Annotated in this window: 18 protein-coding genes and 1 pseudogene; 13 read left to right on the top strand and 6 right to left on the bottom strand. The window is 36.1% G+C overall.

Annotated features, from left to right (window positions below):
• Nucleotides 1-560: 560 nt before the first annotated feature.
• The 12 genes and pseudogenes from ADICYQ_RS11015 (at nucleotide 561) to ADICYQ_RS10950 (ending at nucleotide 17,280) form a co-directional block, all read left to right on the top strand.
• Complete coding sequence (locus ADICYQ_RS11015) at nucleotides 561-1,385, top strand: OmpA family protein (protein ID WP_020892600.1); 825 nt, start codon at nucleotides 561-563, stop codon at nucleotides 1,383-1,385.
• 817 nt (nucleotides 1,386-2,202) lie between these two features.
• Nucleotides 2,203-4,655: pseudogene (locus ADICYQ_RS11010) on the top strand (CheR family methyltransferase); the annotation flags it as partial.
• A gap of 24 nt (nucleotides 4,656-4,679) precedes the next feature.
• Nucleotides 4,680-5,972 (top strand): PAS domain-containing protein, encoded by a 1,293-nt coding sequence (locus ADICYQ_RS25950; protein ID WP_161625596.1) that lies wholly within the window; start codon nucleotides 4,680-4,682, stop codon nucleotides 5,970-5,972.
• Between the two features lie 7 nt (nucleotides 5,973-5,979).
• On the top strand, nucleotides 5,980-7,230 hold the full coding sequence (locus ADICYQ_RS25945) for a PAS domain-containing sensor histidine kinase (protein WP_020892595.1): 1,251 nt from the start codon (nucleotides 5,980-5,982) through the stop codon (nucleotides 7,228-7,230).
• Between the two features lie 1,057 nt (nucleotides 7,231-8,287).
• The gene (locus ADICYQ_RS10990) at nucleotides 8,288-8,812 is read left to right on the top strand and encodes a TlpA family protein disulfide reductase (protein WP_040415743.1); all 525 of its coding nucleotides are present in this window, start codon (nucleotides 8,288-8,290) and stop codon (nucleotides 8,810-8,812) included.
• Nucleotides 8,812-9,489 (top strand): thioredoxin family protein, encoded by a 678-nt coding sequence (locus ADICYQ_RS10985; RefSeq protein WP_020892592.1) that lies wholly within the window; start codon nucleotides 8,812-8,814, stop codon nucleotides 9,487-9,489. Before ADICYQ_RS10990 ends, ADICYQ_RS10985 begins: the two co-directional genes overlap by 1 nt.
• 41 nt (nucleotides 9,490-9,530) lie before the next feature.
• Complete coding sequence (locus tag ADICYQ_RS10980) at nucleotides 9,531-10,550, top strand: hypothetical protein (protein ID WP_020892591.1); 1,020 nt, start codon at nucleotides 9,531-9,533, stop codon at nucleotides 10,548-10,550.
• Between the two features lie 39 nt (nucleotides 10,551-10,589).
• Nucleotides 10,590-11,195 (top strand): YbhB/YbcL family Raf kinase inhibitor-like protein, encoded by a 606-nt coding sequence (locus tag ADICYQ_RS10975; protein ID WP_020892590.1) that lies wholly within the window; start codon nucleotides 10,590-10,592, stop codon nucleotides 11,193-11,195.
• Nucleotides 11,196-11,202: 7 nt separating this feature from the next.
• The gene (locus tag ADICYQ_RS10970; protein ID WP_020892589.1) at nucleotides 11,203-12,510 is read left to right on the top strand and encodes a YHYH protein; all 1,308 of its coding nucleotides are present in this window, start codon (nucleotides 11,203-11,205) and stop codon (nucleotides 12,508-12,510) included.
• Between the two features lie 600 nt (nucleotides 12,511-13,110).
• Nucleotides 13,111-15,321 carry an alpha/beta hydrolase family protein gene (locus ADICYQ_RS10960; RefSeq protein ID WP_051160174.1) on the top strand — a complete coding sequence of 737 codons (2,211 nt, stop codon included), beginning with the start codon at nucleotides 13,111-13,113 and terminating at the stop codon, nucleotides 15,319-15,321.
• Between the two features lie 670 nt (nucleotides 15,322-15,991).
• The gene (locus tag ADICYQ_RS10955) at nucleotides 15,992-16,492 is read left to right on the top strand and encodes a GreA/GreB family elongation factor (protein WP_020892585.1); all 501 of its coding nucleotides are present in this window, start codon (nucleotides 15,992-15,994) and stop codon (nucleotides 16,490-16,492) included.
• A 185-nt stretch (nucleotides 16,493-16,677) separates the two neighbouring features.
• Entirely contained in the window at nucleotides 16,678-17,280 is a 603-nt protein-coding gene (locus tag ADICYQ_RS10950; protein ID WP_020892583.1) for a YkgJ family cysteine cluster protein, read from the top strand.
• Nucleotides 17,281-17,409: 129 nt separating this feature from the next.
• Here ADICYQ_RS10950 and ADICYQ_RS10945 read toward each other — a convergent pair whose 3' ends face one another.
• From ADICYQ_RS10945 to ADICYQ_RS10930, 4 genes are all read right to left on the bottom strand, one after another.
• The gene (locus ADICYQ_RS10945; RefSeq protein WP_020892582.1) at nucleotides 17,410-18,462 is read right to left on the bottom strand and encodes a DUF3500 domain-containing protein; all 1,053 of its coding nucleotides are present in this window, start codon (nucleotides 18,460-18,462) and stop codon (nucleotides 17,410-17,412) included.
• Between the two features lie 45 nt (nucleotides 18,463-18,507).
• The gene (locus ADICYQ_RS10940; RefSeq protein ID WP_020892581.1) at nucleotides 18,508-19,674 is read right to left on the bottom strand and encodes an FG-GAP repeat domain-containing protein; all 1,167 of its coding nucleotides are present in this window, start codon (nucleotides 19,672-19,674) and stop codon (nucleotides 18,508-18,510) included.
• A gap of 79 nt (nucleotides 19,675-19,753) precedes the next feature.
• Entirely contained in the window at nucleotides 19,754-20,419 is a 666-nt protein-coding gene (locus tag ADICYQ_RS10935) for an SDR family oxidoreductase (protein WP_020892580.1), read from the bottom strand.
• A 145-nt stretch (nucleotides 20,420-20,564) separates the two neighbouring features.
• Entirely contained in the window at nucleotides 20,565-21,401 is an 837-nt protein-coding gene (locus ADICYQ_RS10930) for a purine-nucleoside phosphorylase (protein WP_020892579.1), read from the bottom strand.
• Between the two features lie 398 nt (nucleotides 21,402-21,799).
• Between ADICYQ_RS10930 and ADICYQ_RS10925 the strand changes: the two genes are divergently transcribed.
• Nucleotides 21,800-22,324 (top strand): NADPH-dependent FMN reductase, encoded by a 525-nt coding sequence (locus ADICYQ_RS10925; protein ID WP_020892578.1) that lies wholly within the window; start codon nucleotides 21,800-21,802, stop codon nucleotides 22,322-22,324.
• A gap of 3 nt (nucleotides 22,325-22,327) precedes the next feature.
• On the opposite strand, the gene ftsZ is transcribed toward ADICYQ_RS10925, so the two are convergent.
• Nucleotides 22,328-23,830, bottom strand: coding sequence for a cell division protein FtsZ (gene ftsZ / locus ADICYQ_RS10920; protein ID WP_020892577.1), 1,503 nt, complete (start codon nucleotides 23,828-23,830; stop codon nucleotides 22,328-22,330).
• Nucleotides 23,831-23,976: 146 nt separating this feature from the next.
• The gene (gene ftsA / locus ADICYQ_RS10915; protein WP_020892576.1) at nucleotides 23,977-25,293 is read right to left on the bottom strand and encodes a cell division protein FtsA; all 1,317 of its coding nucleotides are present in this window, start codon (nucleotides 25,291-25,293) and stop codon (nucleotides 23,977-23,979) included.
• Between the last annotated feature and the right edge of the window lie 11 nt (nucleotides 25,294-25,304).

Below are 25,304 nucleotides of genomic sequence, written 5' to 3'. Positions count from 1 at the left end.
TCTTAGTAGGTAAAGGATTATATAGAAAAAAATAAATTATTATTTGAAATCTTGTGATATAAAGGGATTAAAAAAAAATTCTCCATTAATTGTTTCACATATCAAACCTTGAAAAAATCTACTGACTATGAAAAACTTGTTGTTTACAATGGATTATTACTCACACTAAATTTGGAATAAGTTTTTGATATAGCTTTAATTTCATTCGATAAAGAAGGGGGAATTATAATATCTGAATTTTCAGATAACTACGAACCTTTTGGAATTTATGAAAATATGAGAATTATAATGTCAATAGAGCTTAAACTATATTCAGAATGTCATAGGTTAAAATAACATATAAATTAAATAAACTTAAAAAAAATGAAAAAAATAATTTTCTTACTTCTTGTAACATGCTTATCGTCTTTAACATCCTGTAAAAAAACAGAAAAAAAGACACTGAATTAAACAATGACAATTCCACCAAAACTATACAAAAACAAGAAGATAAAAAAATTATAGACAAAACGTTAAAAGATGCTTTTGACATTAATTCAATCCCCATATCAGAAAGTGAATTGGGAGATTTTCCATTCTTTAGCTTACCTGATGGATTAAAGAACCAAAATAAACCCGTTAAAAGAAGTTATGATAAATTATATTTCCCAATTGATGGTGTGATGACAGCATTGGAAGGTAAGGTTTGGAAAAGTAGTATCGTAAAAACAGATGAGAGCGATGAAGATTGGTCATTGCCTTATTTTGAAAATAGCTATGACAATGCCATCACAGCCATTGGTGGTGTTAAGATTTTTGATGGCGAAATAACAAATGAAGAATACAATAGTTACCGTTCTAAAGCAACCTATTTGGGGGAAGAAGGTTCAATGGGCTATGCTGGGCAAATTATAAAGGTCTATCTCATAAGACGTAGCAATGGAGATGATATCTATATTCAGCTTACTGGAAACTCAGCTTATGGAAAATTGAATATCTTACAAAAAGCCCCTTTTGAGCAAACTATTACAATGTTAAAGTCAGACCAAATTCAAAAAGACTTGAACGATAAGGGAAAAGTAATACTGTACATTAACTTTGAAACAGACAAAGCAACATTACAAAAAGATGGAAAAGATGCGGTTTCCGAAATTTCAAAGGCATTACAATCCGATAAGAATTTAAAAATAAGCATTAATGGTTACACTGATAATATAGGAAACGAGACACATAATCTTAAACTTTCTAAAGACAGAGCAGAAACTGTGAAAAATTCAATTATAGCTTCGGGGATCGACAGTTATCGCCTCACTTCTGATGGATTTGGCCCAAAAGACCCTATATCTGAAAACGACACTGAAGAAGGAAGAACTAAAAACCGTCGTGTGGAATTGATAAAAAAGTAAAGCTGTTAAAATAAGAACAAAATTAAGTACTTTGGCTATCAATGGATATATAAAAATAGCGCAAACTAGGGGCAGAATAGCGATGTTTGGTTCAGGGACGGACCAATCCCTAGTAGTGATAAAGTTTCTGTAATCTATTTATACCTTTTGTACATACCTGTACCTTTCAGCTAGCTAATGCTCATTATTTTGCTTCCAGATTATGTTAAACCAGTTGCCTGGAGGCCCTCTTTGGTCCAAGTATGCTTTGGGGCTTTTAATAGCTCCTTAACCTCTTGCTGGCTAAGGACAACAGGAGCCTTTTGAGCTGTAAATCATAGCCTGGCACATTTTTACCGGTTTTTTCATTGATAGGTTGCTTTTTTTTCATAGCTTAAAATGTTCAATATTAACGATAAGTCTATTGTAGGAAGAAACGGCAAAAACTGCAGGCTTACTGCCTTAGCAGGATTCGTTCGAGAAGGTATAACCGCAATTCCGAAAATAATCGCTAATTTAACCCGTAGCTGCCGGTTATACGAGACCGTTAGCACCAATTCCCCACACATCCCAAATAGAATTAAAATAAATTTTAAATCACTGATTAATATTTTCCGTAGTTAAGAATTTAGAGTGATCTGCCAGCCACCCCCATTATTAACCATTGTTTATTTATATAGATAATAAGTAATTATTTGATATACAATGTAATAATTATAATTTAAAATTAGATTTAAACAATTGTATTGGAGAATAAGTTACATTTGTATAATGCTGAGAATTTATTTTTTTCGATTGAACAAAACCATGAATTTAGCCATTTAGATTAACGAACTAAATGATGAAAAATAAAAAACATGATATCAACAAAAAATTTTTACGTAGTAGGTATAGGAGCTTCGGCAGGTGGATTAGAAGCAATCGAAGCATTTTTTTAACCGTTCCGTCCAATAGCGGCCTAGCTTATGTCATCATTCAGCACCTTTCGCCAGATTATAAAAGTTTAATGCCCGAAATATTATCAAAACGAACTTCTTTACCTGTTCATACTGCCGAAGATGGAATGAGCGTAGAACCGGATAACGTTTATTTAATTCCACGTAAAATGAACATGAAAATTTTCCATTCAAAGCTTCATTTAACTCAAAAAGGGATATCGAAATTTTTAAATTTACCAATTGACATTTTTTTTCAGTCCTTGGCCGAAGATTTTGAAGATAAAGGAATTGCAGTTGTACTTTCAGGGACAGGAAGTGATGGAAGCCGGGGGATTAGGGAGATTAAGGAAAAAGGAGGTATCGTAATTGTGCATGACCCAGAACATTCCAAATTCGACGGTATGCCAAGAAGCGCAATTTCTACCGGTACGGTCGATTACATTTTAAGACCACAGGATATGCCAGCTAAAATAATTGGTTATGTTGAGCATCCATATATCCAGAAGAAAGATAGAAATAGTAATCAAAGCATGGTTCCTGAAGATTATTTATCTAAAATAATTTTAATTGTAAAGGAAAGTAACGGACTCGATTTTACTTATTATAAGGATACCACAATTTCTAGAAGAATTGAAAGGCGCTTAAGTATAAATCAAATAGAAAATTTAAAAGATTATCTTGAGTATTTAAGAAGCTCCAAAAAAGAACAAACAACACTTTACAATGAACTCTTAATAGGCGTTACTAAGTTTTTTAGAGATCCCGAGGCATTTGAACTTATTGAAAGCGATATTATCCCAAAGGTGTTTAAAAATAAAAAAGCTGAAGATGAAATACGAATCTGGATTTCGGCTTGTTCAACAGGAGAAGAAGCTTATTCTATAGCCATTTTGTTTTATGAATATATGCAAGAAAATGATTTGCATAATGATATTAAAATATTTGTAACAGATGTAGATAAAAATGCCATAGAGTTTGCAAGTGCTGGTATTTACAACTCAAGTGTTATTGCGGATCTTACGAGTGAGCGATTGAGTAAGTTTTTTATCCCTCAAAACGATGGCTACAGAATTGTGGATAAAATTCGTGAAATGATAGTTTTTGCTTCGCACAATATAATTAAAGATCCGCCATTCAATAAAATTGATTTCTTAACCTGCCGTAATCTGCTAATATATTTTCAAGCACCATTACAACAAAAAGTATTATCTGCTTTTAATTTTGCGCTTAATAAAAACGCGTATTTATTTTTAGGAAGCAGCGAAACTATTGGTGAAATGGAAGCTTATTTTGAAGTGGTTAGCCATAAATGGAAAGTCTTTAAATCTGTACGAAGTGCAAGATTAGAAGGAAATACAATAAGCCGATTTCCTGGAGGTATTGTAAAAAATGTGCCGGTTAAGAAACCTATTTATACCTTAAAAAATTCGACGATTGATTTGGTAAATATTTTTACTGAAAAAATTTTAATGGACAATTCGCCCATTACAGTGGTTGTAAACGAAAGTTACGAAATAGTCAATTCATATGGCGAATTGAATACATTTTTAATTTTACCGAATATCAATAAAATTGCCGATGGTTTTGAGTTTAACCTTAGCAAAATGGTTCCGCAGAATTTGAAACTCACTTTTAGTATTGCTATCAATAAAGCGATAAAATCGCAAGAAGATGTTATCCATCACAATGTTAAATATCAGCGAACGGAGGATACCTATATTTTAGTAGATTTGAGATTTTCACCTCTTAAGCGACCTGATTTGAATCAGAAATTTGTTGTCGTTTATTTTATAAAGAAAGAGAAATCAAAAGTTATTCCGCAGGAAATTCAATCGTATGAAAAGGTAGATCAGCTTGTTTTACAACGAATTGCAGATTTAGAAAATGAATTAAAACACAATAAAGAAAATTTACAAGCAAGTATAGAGGAACTTGAAACAACCAACGAAGAACTGCAATCGACCAATGAAGAGATGATTTCGGCAAATGAAGAATTGCAATCCACCAACGAAGAACTGCAATCCGTTAACGAAGAGCTTTATACGGTAAATACCGAATTCCAAATAAAAAATTCGGATTTACTTGAAATGAACAACGATATGGACAATCTCTTGGCAAACTCAGAAGTTAGAATGATTTTCCTTGATATTGATTTGAAAATAAGAAAGTTCACTGAAAATATAACAGATATTTTTAATCTTAAAAAAAACGACCACGGTCGGCCAATATTAGACATTACACACCATCTAAAAGAATTAAATCCTTATCAAGAAATCCAACCCGTATTAAGCAATCATGAAACTGTTGAACAAATAGTTAAAGTAAAAATACATGGTATCGAATGAAAATTATGCCATATCTTACACAACAGGGTTTTATGGAGGGAATAGTTATGTCATTTATAGATATAACACATTATCATAATTCACAATTAGAACTAAAAGAAGCTCAGCAAATCGCGAACATGGGCAGTTGGGTATTAGATAATGCCAGTAACGTTCTTAGTTGCTCAGAAGAAATATATAAGATTTTTCAGGTAGAACAGTCTGATTTTAATTTGAATTTTGAATCATTCATCGAATTTATTCACATTGAAGATAGAAATAAGGTTTCCGAAAGTTTATACGCATCAATAAAAAATAAAATACCTTTCGAAATAGAACATCGAATTGTAACAAAAGAAAATGAAGTAAAATATGTAAGAGAAAAGTGTAGAACCGATTATGATACTTACGGAAATCCTCTTACATCTTTTGGGATTTTAGTTGATATTAGCGACAAGAAAAAGGAACAAATAAGGATAGAAAGAAGTAATAAAATAGACAAAACTATTTCTGAATTAAGCGAAATAGCAATCTCACATAATGTTGATTTAGAAAATTATTCGGAAATAACCTTAAAGAAATTAATGAAATTAATTTCATGTAAAAATGGTTATATAGCTATCAACAATGAAGATAAAACCGAAAGAATAGTGTTGGCAAATGCCGGGAGAAGTTGTATAATAAGCAATAATTGCAATAATATTTATGACAAGTCTGAAGCCTCTTGTTTTTGTAATGTAAGATTTAATCTGAAAAAAATCTTTATATCCAATGATATTAATGAATTTAGAAAAGAATATAAAATAGAAGATAATGATATAAATTGGAATAATTATATGTCCGTCCCGATTTATTCTGATGTTGAGTTATTAGGGCAAATTGTTTTATTTGATAAATCTACTGACTTTAATGAAGATGATATATCTATTGTTAAAAGATTTGCCGCAAAATTTGCTATGGTTTTACTCCGAATACAAGCAAAAGAAAAACTTAATCTCAATATTAATCTTTACCGTTCAATATTTCAGAACATTTCAAACGGCTTTGCTTTTCACGAAATTATACTTGATAAAAAAGGAAACCCTATTGATTACAAATTTATTGACATCAATGAAAGTTTTGAAAAATTAACGGGTTTGCAAAAAGAAAATGTTATTGGAGAAACAATCAAACATATTATACCAGAAATTGAAAATGAGTGGATTGAAAAATATGGACATGTAGCTTTAACCGGTGAACAACTTATTTTTGAGCATTTTTCACAGCCGTTAAAAAAGAGATATAAGGTGAATGCATATTCTCCCGAAAAGGGATTGTTTGCAACAATCTTTGAAGAAATTAAATAAAATATTAATGGATAATTTAAGAAAAAAAGCGTCTGAAATTCTAATTCAAAAGCCAATTGATGATTCAGAGCTAACTCAATTAGAAATGAAAAAACTAATTGAGGAATTGCAGGTCCATCAAATTGAATTAGAGTTGCAAAATAGAGAATTGGTAGAAAAACGGATCGAAATAGAAAAATCTAACTCCAACTATTTCAGTCTTTTTAATTTGGCACCAGTTGGATATTTAGTACTCGATCAAAAGGCTATAATTCAACAAATTAATCTTAAAGCAACGGATATTTTTCAAAGACGAAGAGATCATTTATTGCGCCACCCATTTGTTACAATGTTAGAACGTTCGTCAATGTCTGAGTTTTATGATCATTTCGAACTTGCAAAAAAAGGTTATCTGAAGAATAGTTTTGAACTATCATTAGTTAGAAATGATATTCAAATTTGGTTAGAAGTAACCATTAATAAATGTATAGATAATAATTATTTAGTAATTCTAATTGACAATACAGAGCGAAAGGCTTTGGAAATTAAACAGGCCAAATATCGAGAAAAACTTACAGAACTGAATGCAACAAAAGATAAATTTTTTTCTATAATTGCTCATGATTTAAGAAGTCCGTTTACTGCCATTCTCGGTTTATTAGGGGTTCTAATAAATGATCCAAAGAGCTATGATGACAAAGAGAGAGAAGAGATTATAGAAACTGTGTACGAAAGTGCGAATAATGTTTTTAAGTTGTTGGAAAATTTATTGACATGGGCAACATCACAAACTGGTTTAATGAAGTACTCTCCTGAAAAATTGGATTTAAAAACATTGCTATTTGAAATCGCAATTAACTTTAAAGGACAAGCGGATAAAAAAGACATTAAAATTGTGAATGATATATCAGAAAATGAAGTGATATATGCCGATAGTAATATGGTCAGTACTGTGTTTAGAAATTTAATTTCGAATGCAATAAAATTTACAGCCAAGAACGGTCTTGTTATAATCACATCGAAAAAACAAACCAACAGTAGTTTCGTAGAAATTTCGATAAAAGATACGGGGATAGGAATACCAAAAGATAGGTTTGGTGATTTATTTCGTTTAGATAAAAACATAACAACAGTAGGAACAGAAAATGAAAATGGAACAGGTCTAGGCTTAATGTTATGTAAAGAATTTGTTGAAAAACACGGAGGAAAAATTTGGGTAGAGAGTGAACAAAATATAGGTTCTACTTTTTCATTTTCAATACCAGAAATAAAGGATTAATAACTAATGGAAGAACAATAGCGCTAAAACGTGGTAAAAATCATTGCACTGAGAGGGCTATATTTGAGCAAAACAACATTTAATCGGTGGGTTTGTACCGGTTTTACACTTTGAAATGTGCAACGCTTCTTACCGTAATCCATTGTAGCCTATTTATAAGATGAGATTGAAGATAAAAATCACCAAAAAAATGGTTAATAGCCAGGTTTAAAATATCTGCTAGTAAAAGACGCTATGTGATTGACGTAGACTATGTTGATTCCAGAAACTCGTTACAAAAAAACGAATTGTAAAATTTACCTGAACATGAGGTATTGGAATGGTTTTGTTGGATAATTCAGTGGCAGTAAAATTAATAAAAAGCGGACGAATTGATTTTTTAGTATCGCTTTTTAGTCCCTCCTTCATTGATTTTTGAGGTTTTAAAAAATCTAAGACCTAGGTGTTCCAAGGTTTCTATTGAAGACTTTTTGATAAAGTGTAATTATTGGTGAGGTTATGCATTTTGGAGTTGGTGTAGGGGTGGTCTTCGTTCCAGGCTGAGTGGTTCTGGCTGCCACCTTTTTCTTACTCGACACTGAATGCATGTCAGCAAATTTTTTAATATGAATCATAAAAATGGCTAAACAGCATAATTCAGGTCTAAATTATAATATGACTTTTGATAAATTCTTAAAAATTTTAAGAGATAAAATGATACACCCTGTCGGTAAAATCTTCAAGATTGTCGATTCCTTTTATAGATACTATTTTATTTTAATACCATTACACCACCAAGTCATAAAACAAATAGTATGAAACAGGTCATTATTAAAAAATTAACCCACGTAGAAATAAACGGCAATAAATGTGTGCTTACTGCCTTAAAAGGGTTCGTTTAACAAATGCGCATTTGGTTTTTGGCAGATACAGTCCTGCTTGAGCATTGCGATCTCACTTCTTTGGGGGGTGTGGAAAGTCGCACCGCTTTATATAAATCCTTGGCGGAAAAGGACCATGAGTATCAATCGAATATTATCATTAAAATAGCATCCAAACAGTTGAAGTATTTAAAAAGATGACACAAAAAAACGGTTTAATATTATGGTTATGTGTTTCATTATTTTATACGGGTTGCAGTAGTAATAGCAGTGAGGTAAAGGTAGCATTAAACCAAAATGATACAGACATCATTACAGTTCATGACTTTACAACTCTTGAGCCGTTATTGTATACGGATTCAGAAAAGCCTCAAATAGTGAATTTTTGGGCGATGTGGTGTGCTCCTTGCGTAAAGGAATTGCCCATTATTGAGGCATATGCGAAAAAGAACCCAAATGCAGATGTACTCTTGGTAAGTCTTGATTTTCAAAAGGACATAGAAACAAAATTGAAACCTTTCTTAAAAGACAAAAATATTTCATCTAAAGTGATCCTATTAGACGATCCTGATTCGAATAGTTGGATTGATAAAATTGATCCTAATTGGTCAGGAGCAATTCCTTTTACAATTATTTTCAATAACAAGAATCGCTCATTTCATGAGCGTGCCTTTGAGAGCCTTGAAGATTTAGAAAATGAAATTCAAAAATTAATTAAATAATGAGAAAATTTAGTCATCTTTTAGTACTCGTAGTTTTAACTGCCGGATTATTAACCTCTTGTAATAACAAATCAAAAGGTGGTGAAAGAAAAGGTCCTCCTCGTGGTGGTCATAATCCAGAGCAAACAAAAACTTTAGAAGAAGTTGGTGGATATAAAATTGGAGAAGTTGCCACTGATTTCAATCTTAAAAATGTAGATGGGACCATGGTTTCATTGGCCAATTACGAAGAGGCCAAAGGATACATTGTAGTATTTACATGCAATGGTTGTCCCTTCTCAAAAATGTATGAGGATCGCTTAATCGCTTTACACAATACCTATTCTTCAAAAGGTTATCCAGTAATCGCCATTAACCCTAACGTAAATGAGAACAATGAGACGGAAAATTTTGCAGCCATGCAAATAAGAGCGAAAGAAAAAGACTTTCCTTTCCCCTATTTAGCTGATGAAAAACATGAGATTTTCCCAAAATATGGTGCCGTAAGAACTCCACATGTGTTTTTATTAGATAGCGAACGTAAAGTTCAATACATAGGAACGATAGATGACAATGCACAATCTGCAGATGATGTTAAAGTCAAATACGTAGAAAAAGCTATTGAAGCCTTAGAAAATGGCTCAAAACCAGACCCTAACTTTACTAAAGCCATTGGCTGTCCGGTAAAAATTGGGTAAAGCCAGCCGAATATTATTTAGTACAATAATTAAAACTTCAAATGATGAATCACTATTTCCTTTTATTCCTAATGCTGACATTGACAGTGGGATGTGCAGATCGAAAAACAAAAACAACATCAAATGAAAACGTAGAAACTACGTCAATTTCAGCTTATAATGGAACGGCAAGTATTACTCAAGGAATAGCAACCACGATATCTGAAGCTATTTATTCCTGTGAGCGGGGTAGAAAAACGGATGTTGGAAAAATCACTTCTACCGATCAGAAAGAGTGGATTGTTCCTGCTGAAACCAACTATACGAACAGTGAATTTCCTTTTGCCGCAGATTTATTTAATTCTTGCGAGGGAATAACCTATAAAACCGCAGAAGAAGCTTTATCCCATTATGACGAATCCAATAGCATAGTAATTGACCAGGAAGGCGATCTTTACACAGCCTATATTTTTGCTGATAATTACTTTGAAATGTATGTGAATGGTATTCCTGTTGGAAAAGACAAGGTTCCATTTACTGAGTTTAATTCGAGTATTGTAAGGTTTAAAGCTAAAAAACCATTTACAGTGGCAATGAAATTAGTGGATTGGGAAGAACACCTTGGTGTTGGTTGTGAAGCCAATAGGGGCAAGCCCTTTCATGCTGGAGATGGTGGAATGGTGGCCGTAATTAAAGATGCTCAAAACAATATCATTGCTGCAACTGATGAAAATTGGAAGGCACAAACCTTTTACACGGCTCCAATTGTAGATTTAGGCTGTGTATCAGAAGAAGGCAATTACAGGTATTCTAAAAACTGTAGTACAGAAGGAGGTCAGGATGGGTCCTCTTTTTATGCCTTACATTGGGAGGTTCCTACTGATTGGATGAAAACTGATTTTGATGATTCTAATTGGCCTAATGCTACCACCTTTAGCAATCGAACCATTGGCGTAGATAATAAACCATCCTACACCAACTTTACTTCAATTTTTGACGATTCTAAAAAGGATGCCCAATTTATTTGGTCTACCAATGTCGTTTTAGACAACGAAGTATTAGTACGATATATCGTTAATTAATAACATAATTATAAAGGAACAAAGGATAGCAATATCAAAATGAAGAATAATCTCGTATTTATTGTAACAATCTTAATTTTATCATTCGGGAATTCTTGTAATACTAAAAAAGAAGCTTCTTTTTATAATTACGATGATTTTAAAACCATTAACCCAGATTTTAAATTGAATAGCAAAGCTGTGGATAATGGAAAATTATTAGAAGATTATAAATGTGAAAAAAAAGTAAATGATATAGAAAATTCTATACCCCTATCCTGGACTAATGTACCTGAAGGCACAAATTCTTTAGCTATAGTTATGTACCATTACCCTAAAAAAGATGATAAAACTGTAATAAATTCATACTTACTTTTATGGGGTATCAATCCATCTGTCTCTGAAATTCCATATAAAATGGCTAACAACCCAAATTGGTATATGGGATCCAATAAGGACGGGACAGCCATATCTTACACTTCACCTTGTTCTCACGGACCAGGAGAACATACGTATACTATTGCGCTATTTGCCTTGTCAGAAATGCCAAAATCACTTCCTACATCAAATTCTCTGGATGTTGATTTGGAAACATTAATGAAAGCCATTTCTGGTGTTAAGGTAATTGACAGGACAACCTTAACTTTTACAGATTCCAATAAATGATTTACAAATGAAAAAGCTTTTTTTCTTATTTGCCCTACATCTAATCACCTATCAAACTTTTGCCCACGAAGGGGGGCACGGCACACCAACAAAAGATTGGCACTTTGTGAATAGTAATGAAGCGATTAAAGGCGATTTCATTATGAAAGAAGGAGAAACGGTGTATTTAAGCGATGAAAATCATGAAGTGCTCACTTTCAATTTTGCTGACTTTAAAGCTCAGGAGCAAAACTATATTACAGAAAGAGTGCGTCTTATCAGTCAATTGAACGCGACGGAAGAAAGCCAGGTTAGCAAGCCATTTGACTATTCAAATTTGTTGCTAATAATAGGGATAGCAATGGTAGCACTTTCAGTTTTTAACCTGAAAAAGGAGACAAAAAAGCCTTTTCTGGCCACAAGTTTTATTGGTGTCCTGTTTTTAATTATGGGCTGTGCAAACACACAATCTTCTAAAGCTTTACAAAAAATGGCTGCCAATAAGCTTCCATTTTTAGAAGCTGTATTTGGATCTTTTGACAAGGTTAGTACAAGGCATGATGACAATTATTTTTATATCGAGTCAGATGGTATTCCAGCCCACAAAATGATGGTAGGGATTACCAATTGGCAGCAACAAGTTCCTATTAACCATGATTATTCGGGTAAAAATGCCTGGGCTATTCCTTTGCAGCCTGAATTGGCTGAAAATCCAATGTCCACAAAAGACAATTTCATGAAAGGGGCCATTGCCATTGCAGCAAACGGCATTCCTATTTTTAATCCGCTCAATAATCGAGGTGAAGATGCCAATGCGATTGGGGAACTTGACAATTGGGGCGGTCATTGTGGACGAGCAGATGATTACCATTACCACTTAGCTCCAACGCACTTACAATCTAAAGTTGGAGAGGACAAGCCCATTGCTTATGCCTTAGATGGCTTTGCTGTGTATGGTGAAACGACAGAGGAGTTGGATGAGAATTTAGGCCGATTTACTTCAGACAGTACCTATCAATACCACGCTGTAAAAGAATACCCCTATTTAATTGCTGCAATGAAGGGCAAAGTTGAGATAAACCCTCGAACAAAAGCCCCCGAAAATGAAATAATGCCACAAGCAAAAACAAGAGGTGTAAGACCTGATTTGAGACCATTACGTGGGGCAGAAATCATTGGTTTTGAAAACCCTAATTCCCAGCAATTTAACTTGACCTATAAAGTGAGTTCACAAATCCATAAAATAAATTACGGTTGGGATACTGATGGCAATTACACTTTTGAGTTTGTAAATCCAGATGGAACAAGTGAAAAATCAAGTTATAAAAGAAAATAAATACTATTGTCCATAGCCAAGCATTCGGATGGCTGGAACAGCCTGGACTGAAAGCTATGTTTGCCTCTTTACTAGGCTCAGGGCAATAAAGGGAGGTAGTTCATCAGGATTAGAATGGCCATAGCATACCTCGGGTTTAAGAAGGATCCAGGTATTATTGGGATATAAGGACGCCGCTACTATGGAAATATATTTCCGTATTGTATCGGTTTCAATTAAATAAGTGGTTTTTCCGCTTGATTTCTTGTACAGAAGCCTTAATTTGAGAAAGGAAAAAGTAAAGGGAAGGCGTGTAGTCCTTATTTGCGCATCTCTGCAGCATAAACCTCATGAAATACCCAAGTTATCGGTGAGGTCAAAACAAGCCACAAACATCAAGCAATTTCAGCAGTGAAACTGTACGCTCTTGACGGTTTAATCTATGCTTCAAATATTGGAACTGATTCATAAAAAGAAGAAAACAAACGCTTTTCTACTGACTACTTTTTATCCGTTAGAGGTTGTGTTGTTGCTAATGAGAATGACTTTTTCGGTCAGGCATTGGCAAATGCGGCAAGTATGCAAAAAGAAATGGATTTTGAATCGTTACTATCATCTTATATGAAATTAATAAAAAAGCGATTGTCAATACAAAACAAGTTCCTTGGAAAAATTTTCTTCGTAATTGTACTACTTTCATTAAGTTCAAATTCAAATGCCCAAAAGGAATTAGATGTAATAAAAGACTGGAAGGGCTTTAGTAATGCACCAAATGCATTGTATGATCATATTACCGATCAGGCTTACGGCTTATTAAACGAACGTAAAATTGAAGTTGAAAACCTTCGCAGCACTGATGATTGGTTAAAATACCAGGAAAAGGTAAAAGGGTCGTTGAAAAAAGTTATTGGAGAATTCCCCGCAAGAACACCCTTGAATTCAAAAATTGTATCGACAATTGAAAAGGATTTTTATCGTGTTGAAAACATCCTTTTCGAATCCCAACCTAATTTTTATGTCACCTCCTCCTTGTTTATTCCCTCTTCTGTAAAAGAGGGGGATAAAGTCCCAACGATTGTATATTGTAGTGGTCATACCGCGCAAGGATATCGTGGCGGCTATCAGCAAATTATCCTTAACCTGGTGAAAAAAGGCTTTGTTGTATTTGCATACGATCCGATTGGGCAGGGGGAACGATTTCAATATTTTGACTCCGTGAATAATGAGTCAATAGTAGGGGCTGTGACAAGAGAACATGCTTATTCTACAGCTCAAATATTTTTAAACGGCAGTTCTTTAACTAAATACATGATCTGGGATGGGATTAGGGCAGTTGATTACTTATTAACCAGAAATTTTGTTGACGGCAGCAGAATAGGGATGACAGGAAGGTCTGGAGGTGGTTTTCAAACAGCTTATATTTCACCATTTGATGATCGGATTGACGCTATCGCTGTTGAAAACCATATAACAACATACACTAGAATGTTGCAATCAATAGGGCCTAGAGAGGGGGAACAAAACATAATAGGTATGTTTTCAAACAAAATTGACCATGCTGACTTTCTGATAGCCGTAGCTCCCAAACCGGCTTTAATGATAACAACCACAAATGATATTTTTAATATTGATGGTTCAAAAGAAGCAGAGGAAGAAATTTCAAAAATGTACAAAGCCTATGACAAAGAAGACAACTTTGGCAGGGTAGAAGATCTTGCGGCCCACTCAAGTACAAAAAAGAACAGGGAAGCGACGTATGCTTTTTTTCAACAACACTTAGATAATCCCGGAGATCCTTTTGACGAGGAATTGGTCCCATTATCAGAAGAAGAATTACAGGTTACCCCAACAGGGCAAGTTTCAACATCTTTTGATAATTATGAGTCTGTTTTTAGTTTGAATAAAAAAGAAGCTGAAAAATTAAACGAAAAGCTAAAGCGGTCAAGAAAAGCAATTGAAGATTACCCAGCAAAGGTGGTGGAATATGCCAAACAACTATCCGGCTATATTAAGCCCGGAACCAATCCAAAGCCAGTTCTTACAGGAAGTATAAGAAAAACAGGATATCTTATTGAGAAATATTTTATTAAAGGCGAAGGTGACTATCCTGTCCCTTATTTATTGTTTACCCCTGATGCTTCGAATAAAAAGGCTATCATTTATTTACATCCCGATGGTAAAATTGCCAGTTCTTCCGAAAGTAATGAAATAGAGGATGTTGTAAATCAAGGTTATACGGTATTGGTTCCTGATTTAATTGGCACGGGTGAAACAGGTCCTGGCGAATGGTTAGGTGGTTCGTATTTTGACCATGCTTACAATAAAGGACTTATATATCAAATCTGGTATCCTTCCGTAATGATAGGAAGGAGTATTTTGGGTATTAGAGTAAGTGATGTGCTCAGACTTGTCCAAGTCATTAAGGAGAATGATGAAATTAAAGAAATACGTGGTATTGCGCATGAACAAATGTCCCCGGTACTACTGCATGCTGCAGCTTTTGAAAAATCAATTACACATGTTGCACTTATTAAACCATATTCATCTTATAGGTCAATTGTAGCATCCCGATTTTATGCCCCGCAATTTATTGACAACGCAGTAGCGGGTTCATTGCAATATTATGACTTGCCAGACCTTGCCGCAGGCTTAGCACCCATAAAACTGTTGATTTCAGGAATAACCGACGGAAATGGAAAGCATGAAAATTTGAGTATTATCAATGAAGACATTGAAATTATTAAATCAGGTTTTAAGAATACAGGGACAGAAAACAACCTGTTTATCCTTGATAATGCTTCAATAGAAGACCTATATAATTTTTTCGATTAGAAATCATTCTACTTAATGGCGAAGATTTAAATAACCCTTCTAATTACTCATAAAATTTTGCTTTTTATCATTTACCTGAATTTTAATCTGCTACAAGAATCATCAGTGCAATGATCTGTTGTCCAGAATATCAGGAAAAGGTTATACCAAGTGATGCTTTTCTTTTTAAATTGAGAAGTTTGATACATCAAAAAATTACTTGTATATGGCCATAGTGTATTGCGATAAAATATTAAAATAGGGTAATGATGGGACAAAAGAGATGTCCATAGAAGAATTAAAGAAATACCAGCTGTTAGTAAATAAGTATTGTGCCTCCTGAAAACGTCTGGGCTGTAATCTTTTAGTCCTACGTTAGGTTTAGGGCATGGAAAGAGTACTGGGAATTAGAGTGACTTTACGGATTGGTTTTTCGCCTTTTGCTTTTATAGTGTCTGGGATTGAAAAAGAGGGTCGATTATTCAATTTTATTTTTTAAGAGGTTGAATCCACTTTTTTATGTTTTAGTTGTGACTTAGGCTTTCTTTTTGCTGAAACTACCTTGTCTGGACTTATTGTAAGGGCCATTTATAGTGCTTTAATTTCGGACTAAAAGTAAAGGCCTATCAAGCCCCAGTCTTAAAGGAATATAAAGTAGATCCAAAGAAAATATTTTTATAATACTATAGCCATGAGTAGAGGATTTGTAAAAGAAGACGACCAGGAAGTGATTCCAATGGTTCCACCTAGAGCTGACTTACCAGAGGGAGTAACGAATTACGTAACCAGGATTGGTATGAAAGAGCTATTAGACGAAAAAGAGGCTTTAATAAATGAAAGAGAACAATTGGGGCATCATGATGAGAAAGAACGGAGAATTGCGTTTAATCACATCAATGCAAAATTGCAATTGCTTACTAGCCGTATCAATTCAGCCAAGATAGTAGAATCTGCCAATCAGCCTCCCAATGAAGTGCGGTTTGGAGCAGTGGTGACTTTCAAAATAGGGGATGATACCAAACTTAATCAATATCAAATTGTGGGGGTAGACGAAGCAGATGTTGCTAAGGGAAAAATTTCATTTATTTCGCCAATTGCAAGATTATTAATAGACAAGAAAGTTGGAGACAAAGCAATTTTGAAACTAGCCAAGGCAGATCGGGTCTTTGAAATTATGGAGATAGGCTATTGAGTTTTTGACCATTTATCTTTTAACCTTCTTTAAAATAGGGAATGGATTTCTTCTTGGTTTAGACGCAGTTATACCTTTAAATCTAAAATCATTTCGCAGGAATTCAATAATGAAAAAATCTTGATTTCTTTTTATAAATAAACATCCTCTTATAGTTTTTTTAAGTCTACCTTCGATAAAAAATAATGTCTATAGAGCGAAAAGTGGAATTGGTGGAAAAACTTTTTCATCAATTGGAGCAAGAAAGCGCTCAGTTTGAACAAGCATCAGGATTGGGCTGTGTTGCTGGTTGTGGTAAATGTTGTACCTACCCTGATATTGAAGCTTCTCCTTTAGAATTTTTACCTTGGGCTTTTCACCTGTTTTTAAATGGGGAGGCAGAAAGCACCCTCACCAAGCTTGATGAGGCCCATAGTTTGACATGTTTGATCTATAAGCCTTTAACCATTAATGGTCAGGGTCGTTGTAGCGATTACAAATACCGGGGTTTAATTTGTCGGCTGTTTGGGTTTGCTGCCAATAAGGATAAATATGGACATTTGAGATTGGCTACTTGTAAAATCATCAAAGAAGGTCAATCCGAACATTTTAATGCTACGGTAGAGGCCATTTCAAAAGGCCTGAATGTGCCGGTTTTTACTGACTACTATATGCAGTTGAATCAAATAGACTTTCACATGGGCAATAAAATTTTACCCGTTAACAAAGCCCTGAAAATGGCACTGGAGGAAGTGCTACAATATTATGCCTACAGACCTTCTCCTGATATTAAGAAAAAGGTTGTTTAAATTAAGCAACTATTGTATTGGTTAATTTCTCTTTCATTAGAACAAAAATAGCCCACAGTATTGACTATGGGCTATTCGTTTACGAGGTTTGCAATGCAAACCTATAATATCTATTAGGTTACGCTTTTTTTATTCTGCACTATGGGCCATATTTTTACCTAAATGGTCCTGTAAGTAGTGGCTTTGTAGCAGATCTCCTCCGAAGTCATTTTGAAGATCCCTAACCACTGCATGCACATGGTTGGCATTGTTTTGAATATTGTCATACTCTATCAGTAAGCCAGCACCCTGAATGCTGTAATAATGAGGATGGCCAACGCTATTCGTTTCTGCTCCTGCCCAAGCAAAAGACATTTTTTCCCAACCTGAATTTTTAATTCGTTTCAATAAGTCCGCATGGTATTCAGCGGTGAATCGGGAGAGATAAACTTCTACCAATTCTTTTAATAGGGCCAGTTGCTTGGGTTGAAGGTCACTTCCTTTTATTCCCGCCTGATCCAGGATTTTCGCTTTCCTGTTATTTGAGGTGATTATATCTGCTGGGGCCTTGTTGGCAAAAACAGCTTGTTTCTTTTGGGTCTCGTTCAATGAATGCAATAATTGAAATCCTACGTTGGTTTCATCCCCAAGAACCTGCCTGTTCATATGAGGCCCCTCTAAAATGATGCCTGGGTTGGAGCCCATAAAAGATGGGGTAGAGGAGGTGATGGTTCCTTTGGCAGAGGAGAAATTTAATGACAAATGATGCCCCTCCAGTCTCCAGCCCCAGGCTTTGTCAGCTGAGGGCTGTCCAAAAACACTGAAGTGATAATTTAATGGATCCCGGTAGGTGTCATTTTCAGGCCTGTTTTCAACCGCCCTTAGTACGTTTTCCAGTTCGATAATAGCCGCAGCCTTTTCTTGTCCTGCTGTCCCTAAGGAAGCCCTCATCAAATTCAATGCATTTGTAGTTTGTGTTTGGTCAAAGTCATGAAAAGTAGGGCCATTCCTTTCCCGAGGAACAAAGTGCCAATTGAATCGCTCTGAGTGATCAAAAGGAAAGCAAGCTTGCTTTTTTAATTCCGGACTTAAACTTTCAATAAAATCATTGGCCAATGGTGAAAGATCCTGTGCAGGACTGAATAGTACGATACCAACTGTAAGTAGGAGTGTCGCTGAGATGCTTTTTAGGTATTGATACATGAATGTGCTGTTTAGCTTGGGTTTATCTGTATGGTTAGTGTTGGATCAATAACTTTTGTTCCAATATATTTTTAAATTCTTTGTCGCTCTTCCTGAAGCAATAATTTCAGGTTTGCCATCACCGTCAAGGTCTGCTACTTTCAGGTCCTCACAAGCCATGTCATTTTTATCCAACCAATGTTTCTCCCAAGAACCATCTTCTTGCGGAACAAACATTTTTATACCCAGGTCACCATCGTCATTGGCTTCTCTCCAACCAACGACTATCTGGTCTTCACCCATATTGAGCAAATCGGCTGTGGCAAGCCCATGTCCCTGCATCATGGCAGAAGTAAGGAGGGTTCGGTTTAAATTTTCTATAGCAAAAGGCTTTTTGTCGACAGTATAAACGGATAAGGTTGGACCGTGAAAGGGTTCCACACCAGCCAAAAAGGAATTTCCTACTGCATCTTTTCCAACACGAATTTCACCAAACCCGTATTCATTGACTAGCCAACCGTCCTTGGATTTGTGTGTCCAGACACCATCCTGATAAGAGAAAGCTTTGACGCCTTCTTTGCCTCCAATGTACAATGTTTCACCCGTTTCGCTGGGGACAGGTTCCATGTTATGGGTAACATGCATGCTTTGATCCAAGACCCAATGTTTCCAGTCCCGGCCTTCTTTGTCTATTTGCTCATAAGCGATCACTTTAACCCCGTCCCCAGAACCTCCTTTATTGCCTCGTCCATGGAGGGGGAGCATTACCAAATGAAACAAGTTGTCATTTGCCTTCACCCACCTCATGCGATGCACGGTAGGTTCATGGTGTAGCTTTACAGGTTCCCAGGCTTTGGTGGGGTCCTCTGGTCGGATAAGGTAATGTACCGACCCGGATTTTTGCTCATTTGAGGTTTCTCCCGGATTCCATTGGGCACCTACAGCCACTTCTACCATGCCGTCACCATTGATGTCTCTGGCGGCAATACAGACATTGTCATATTCAGTAAGGTCTTTGACCATCACAAACCGCTTCCAATCGCCATTCCTGTACCAGACAAACTCATTCTTGTCAGCCAATAAAATGTCCGGTTTTCCATCACCGTCTACATCCCCAATGGCAAGTCCATAGCCGATTTGAATGTTGTCGTCCAGTGTCTGGGCTTGAAAATGTGGTTCTGGTGAGTTGTTAATTAAAACAGCGGTAAATAAATAGGAGAGCCAGTGTATCATAGTTTAGGTTATTGGGTTACTGTTCCAATAAATTTAACCAAAAAATGATAAATGGCTAAAAACTATAAAATAAGGAATATTATGTCACTGCTTGGCCTGTTTTAAGGAATAAACGTACGGCATCTTCAATGTCTACCTTTCCACCTAAGATTTCAAAAACCTGTTTCCCATCTATTCCATGATCGAGCATGTGTATTAAAACAGCTGCTACGTCAGCCCTGGAAATGTCTCCTTTTTCATTGAAAATATCAGCTATTTTTATCTCCCCGGTATAAGGGCCATCTGTTAAGCTTCCCGGCCTAACGATGGCATAAGGAAGGTTAGTAGCCTTTAAATGCTCATCAGCGGCTTTTTTTGCGAGAAGGTAATGCTGCATGGACTCATCGGCTTTTTCAGCATTTTCAGCTCCTCTTGAACTCAGCATTACAAATTTCCTTACGCCATATTTAATCGAAAAATCGACACTTTTAATGGCCCCTTTCTTGTCTACCAGTTCCGTTTTGTCCTTTCCAGTTTTAGCACCAGATCCAGCAGCGAAGATAACTTTGTCAATCCCCTGAAGAGCATGGCCAAAATCTTGTTCTAAATCGGCAATAACAGTATCTATTCCCTTGTTTTTGAAATGTTCCACTTGGCTTTCTTCCCTTACCATGGCCACAGGGGTGTAATCAGGATTGTCTTTAAGCTTCTCCGACAGGATACGCCCTATACTTCCATTTGCTCCAATTATCAATACTTTTTCCATAATTCTTTTTTAATGGAAAGTCTCCAATAATTGTTCCAATAGTGGATTTATGGTAGTGGCTTTATAGCTGTGCATTGACAGTTCATCAAATAATCTGCCGAAAGAAGTGATTTAAGTGAGGTTTTATGGATGAAACGAGGGGTATTTATATTCTTTTTAATAGTTCCAGGATGATTTTACGCATAGCAGGTTCCGCCTTTGCAGCTGCCTCAAGGATATCAGGAAGGCTAACTTTCTTTATATTTCCAGGGGTACATAAATCGGTGATGGCCGACAATGCAAAAACATTCATTTCAGATTGAATAGCAACAATTACCTCAGGGATTGTACTCATCCCTACGGCATCTGCACCAATTGTTCTCAAGTATTTGTACTCGGCTGGTGTTTCCAGGTTTGGACCTTGAACTCCAGCATATACTCCTTTTTGTAAGTTTATATTGGTTTGTTTGGCAATATCAAAAGCCAATTGGATCATTCCCGGGTGGTAGGCAGTATTCATATCTGGAAAACGGTCTCCAAATCCTTCTACATGTAGTCCTCTGAGTGGGTTCTCAGGGAAAAGATCTATATGGTCTTCAATGACCATAACGTCTCCGATTTTAAAATCAGGGTTGAGTCCACCTGAAGCGTTGGAAATAATCAACGTTTTAATTCCGAGCATTTTCATTACCCGAATAGGAAAAGTAACTTCCTTCATAGAATAGCCTTCATAATAATGAAACCGACCCTTCATGGCCAGGATAAGCTTTCCTTCAGCTTTGCCTAGAATTAATTTGCTGTGGTGTGAAACAACTGTTGGAATAGGGAAATGTGGGATTTCCTGGTAAGGGATTTCGGTGATTATTTCTATGTCGTTGAGTAAACTCCCTAGTCCTGTACCAGGAATTATTCCTATTTCAGGTTTATCATTAATTATACCTTTTAGGTGAGCTACTGCCTGATGAATTTTGTCCAGATAGTTGATTTCGAAATCTTTATACATGTGAATTTGGCAATTCAGGAATGATGCGTTAACTATGGTTTAAACTAAAATAGGCAAAATCATTGTATTTAGTGTTGAAATTGCCATACAAAACAGGTAAATTACCCCTTTGGCATTACCTGACCACCCGAAGGTACGGATTTTTAATCTTCTATGACTTTGTAGTTTTGCCTAAACCGTAGGCGAAATTTTTTGGCAAAATTCGAGTGGCGTTCTGCAAATTAAGAAGTGGATATGGGATAAGATTTACTGGTATTTCTCAGCCTACCCTGATTCTTATTCAGGGGAAGAGAATTTAATAAATTATCGTTTGTTTATTATATGTTCCAGTTTAAAACAATAATCTAGAAACTTTATATGCCCTTTGGTTGTAATAATATAATCAAATTTAAGCCTGTATGATTAAGATAATAGTTGGTACCAATCGTAAAAATGCAATTTCTAAGAAAATCGCTGTTATTTATCAAGAGATTTTGGAGCAAAATGGTGCCAAGGCGGAGATCATTAACCTCACGGAATTGCCGGATGATTTTGTTTTTACAGCCTTATATGAGCACAATGGCAAAAACAAAGCCTATAATGCCATTCATGATAAAATTAAAAGTGGTAACAAGTTTGTTTTCATTGTACCTGAGTACAATGGTTCATTCCCTGGAATATTAAAGTCTTTTATTGATGGGATGACTTATCCAAATAGCTTTAACGCTAAGAAATGTGCCTTGGTTGGTATTTCATCAGGTATCGGCGGGGGTGGCATCGCACTTAGCCACCTTACCGACATCTTTAATTACCTGGGGATGCATGTTTTGGCCAATAAAATTAAACTGGCAAAAATAGAGGAAAACATGTCAAACGACCATGTATCCAACAGGCTGTATTTGGCATTATTGAATGAACAAGCAAAATTGTTGATTGACTTTTAAAGGTCAATCAACATTGTCATGCAAGAACCTATTATTACTGATGATTTCGTTGTCATCATTTAGGTTAAACTTAGAAATGCTTCTTTCAGAACTGTGTTGGACTTCTTGAAGTTTGATCTTTTTTCTCATATAAGCCGGGACTTCAATTTTTTCTTTGAATTCCTCTGGAGACTGATCTACCGATCTCATTTGTCTTAGTTTTTCAAACCTATCATGGGCTCTTTTAAGCGCTTTTACCTTGATTTGTTCAAAATAATCTACCTGATTAACAGCCGACTCTTCTGTTTCCTTTTCTTCTTGCCGATACTGATTTTGACCAGGCTTGTCAAATAAAGACAGTACTTTTTTAGGTTCCGCTTTAGGTTCTGGAGACACATATTCAAAATCATCGTCTTCAGACTCAGTCGCTTTAATTTGCTGAGGATTTACCTTTGGCGCAACATTTTCGATTACTGGCTCTTGTTGTTTTGTTGGTTCCTGAACAGGAATAGGAGCTTGCTGTACAGTGAAAGGTATGGATTGTCCGGAGACTGCCGCTTCCTCCTCTTTAGAGGATTTACCTGATTCAAGATCAATCACCTTTTTGGTAGGCTCTTCCTCGTTATCCTTTTTGTTTTTGGCTGCTAATGACTTCGTTTCAAAACCAGTGGCAATAACGGTTACACGGATAGCCTTTTTAAGGTCTGGATCTATGCCTTGTCCAAAGATCACATCTGCCATGTCGCCAGCTCTTTCCTGGATGTATTCTGTGATTTCCACGAGTTCGTCCATAGACAACTCTTCTTCTTCTCCAGACATGATAGATAATAGAATTTTCTCTGCACCTTTTATATCCACATTGTTCAACAATGGTGAAGAGATCGCTTTTTCGGCGGCTTTAATGGCCCTTCCTTCGCCTTCTTCCATTGCAGAGCCCATTACTGCTGCTCCAGCATCTTTCATGACGGTTTTCACATCTTCAAAATCCACGTTAACATCCTGTGTTTCTGTGATGATTTCTGCGATGGATTTTGCCGCTGTACTTAGGATATTGTCTGCCTTACCGAATGCCTGGCGAATAGGTAAATTACCATAAATGTCCCGAAGCTTATCATTTAGGATAACAAGCACGGTATCACAACTCTCTTTAAGGGCTTCAATACCAGCTTGTGCTGAGAAGGTTTTTTTCCTTCCTTCAAATATAAATGGCGCAGTGACGATTCCTACCGTCAGGATGTCCATGTCCTTTGCTATTTTAGCAATGACAGGAGCTGCTCCTGTACCAGTACCACCTCCCATGCCAGCAGTGATAAATACCATTTTGGTATTGTCTTCAAGGAGTTTTCTAATTTCGTCCTTGCTTTCCAATGCCGCATTTTTACCTCTTTCAGGGTTGGCACCAGCACCTAATCCTTCAGTAAGGTGAACTCCGATTTGAAGTTTTAGTGGGACTGGACTGCTTTTTAAAGCTTGGGAATCTGTGTTGACTACCACAAATTCCACGTCTTTTATCCCCTGGTTAAACATGTGATTCACGGCGTTGGAACCACCTCCTCCTACACCAATGACCTTGATGATCGATCGATGGTTTTTTGAATATCAAATTTATAGTCTTTCATGATGCTTGACATTTTTCCTCTTTTGAATACTGATTTCTTTCCTTACTTCTGATATTAATATTGTCCGGAGTCATCTCCTATATCATCAGTAATGAATCTTTTTAGCTTTTTAGTGATTGACCCGAAAATATCACTGCTTAACTGGTCTGTTCTCAACCCTCTTTTTCCTTCCGGGATTTTTAAGCTCTCTTTCTGTCGATAAGTATCTTCTCTATCATCCAGTCCTCTAAATCCAGCCAATACCAGCCCTACAGTAGTGGCGTACATTGGGCTTTTAACATCATCCACCTTAGACTTGCCTAAATGTTCATTTGGATAACCTATCCTAGTGTCCAGCCCTGTGATGTATTCAAAAAGCGGGCCGACTCCGTGAAGTAATGAACCCCCTCCGGTTAATACTATGCCACCAGCGAGTTTCTTGTATACGCCACTGGTTGCAATTTCCGACTGAACCATTTCTATTATTTCCTCCATTCTTGCCTGGATAATGGAAGCAAGATTTTTCACGGAAATTTCTTTTGGTGGACGGTTTCTTAATCCAGGTATAGATACTATTTCATTTGGGTTGGCTTCTTCGGCTATGGCTTTTCCAAATTTCGTTTTCAACAATTCAGCTTGATGTTGCATGACCATGCAACCTTCTTTTATATCTGCTGTAATAATATTTCCTCCAAAAGGAATTACAGCGGTATGCCTGATGATGTTGTCGTAAAATATGGCTACATCGGTAGTGCCACCACCAATGTCTACCAAGCAAACACCAGCTTCTTTGTCCATGTCACTTAGGACAGATAAAGAACTTGCCAAAGGCTCAAGGATCAAAGCTTTGGATTGTAAGTTCGCTCGTTTTACACAACGATCAATATTGTTTATGGCAGCAGACTGAGCAGTGATGATATGGAAATCTGCTTCCATACGCGCGCCAGACATTCCCACAGGATCACGAATTCCTTCTTCATAATCCACCGTATAGTCTTGCGGCATTACATGAATAATACTATTGCCTGGAGGAACGACGATGTTTTCCATATCATTGGATAACCTGCGGACATCCTCGACCGTAATTTCTTCGTCTTTTGGGTTTCTGATAATCACACCATGGTGGATAGAGCTACGGATATGTTGGCCTGCTATACCTACAATTACCTCCCCTATGTCCACATTTGACATTTCGGATGCTTCATTTACTGCCTTAGTAATTGCATTAACCGTTTTGTCAATATTGGTAACGATGCCTCTGATTACGCCATCAGACACTGCTTTACCCATACCCAACACCTCTAGCTTTCCATATTCGTTCTTCCTGCCTATAATGGCACATATTTTTGTGGTGCCGATATCCAGTCCTACAATGAGTTTTTCGTTTTCCATAGCGCTAACAA

Source organism: Cyclobacterium qasimii M12-11B (genome assembly GCF_000427295.1).
GTDB lineage: Bacteria > Bacteroidota > Bacteroidia > Cytophagales > Cyclobacteriaceae > Cyclobacterium > Cyclobacterium qasimii.
Note: the sequence above shows the minus strand (reverse complement) of the source record. Positions and strands in the feature narration are given on the sequence as shown.

Coding starts and splice junctions, on each gene's coding strand:
- ADICYQ_RS25950 (WP_161625596.1), top strand. CDS start 4,680: ATGGAGGGAATAGTTATGTCATTTATAGATATAACACATTATCATAAT.
- ADICYQ_RS25945 (WP_020892595.1), top strand. CDS start 5,980: ATGGATAATTTAAGAAAAAAAGCGTCTGAAATTCTAATTCAAAAGCCA.
- ADICYQ_RS10990 (WP_040415743.1), top strand. CDS start 8,288: ATGACACAAAAAAACGGTTTAATATTATGGTTATGTGTTTCATTATTT.
- ADICYQ_RS10985 (WP_020892592.1), top strand. CDS start 8,812: ATGAGAAAATTTAGTCATCTTTTAGTACTCGTAGTTTTAACTGCCGGA.
- ADICYQ_RS10980 (WP_020892591.1), top strand. CDS start 9,531: ATGATGAATCACTATTTCCTTTTATTCCTAATGCTGACATTGACAGTG.
- ADICYQ_RS10975 (WP_020892590.1), top strand. CDS start 10,590: ATGAAGAATAATCTCGTATTTATTGTAACAATCTTAATTTTATCATTC.
- ADICYQ_RS10970 (WP_020892589.1), top strand. CDS start 11,203: ATGAAAAAGCTTTTTTTCTTATTTGCCCTACATCTAATCACCTATCAA.
- ADICYQ_RS10960 (WP_051160174.1), top strand. CDS start 13,111: ATGAAATTAATAAAAAAGCGATTGTCAATACAAAACAAGTTCCTTGGA.
- ADICYQ_RS10955 (WP_020892585.1), top strand. CDS start 15,992: ATGAGTAGAGGATTTGTAAAAGAAGACGACCAGGAAGTGATTCCAATG.
- ADICYQ_RS10950 (WP_020892583.1), top strand. CDS start 16,678: ATGTCTATAGAGCGAAAAGTGGAATTGGTGGAAAAACTTTTTCATCAA.
- ADICYQ_RS10945 (WP_020892582.1), bottom strand. CDS start 18,462: ATGTATCAATACCTAAAAAGCATCTCAGCGACACTCCTACTTACAGTT.
- ADICYQ_RS10940 (WP_020892581.1), bottom strand. CDS start 19,674: ATGATACACTGGCTCTCCTATTTATTTACCGCTGTTTTAATTAACAAC.
- ADICYQ_RS10935 (WP_020892580.1), bottom strand. CDS start 20,419: ATGGAAAAAGTATTGATAATTGGAGCAAATGGAAGTATAGGGCGTATC.
- ADICYQ_RS10930 (WP_020892579.1), bottom strand. CDS start 21,401: ATGTATAAAGATTTCGAAATCAACTATCTGGACAAAATTCATCAGGCA.
- ADICYQ_RS10925 (WP_020892578.1), top strand. CDS start 21,800: ATGATTAAGATAATAGTTGGTACCAATCGTAAAAATGCAATTTCTAAG.
- ftsZ (WP_020892577.1), bottom strand. CDS start 23,830: ATGTTTAACCAGGGGATAAAAGACGTGGAATTTGTGGTAGTCAACACA.
- ftsA (WP_020892576.1), bottom strand. CDS start 25,293: ATGGAAAACGAAAAACTCATTGTAGGACTGGATATCGGCACCACAAAA.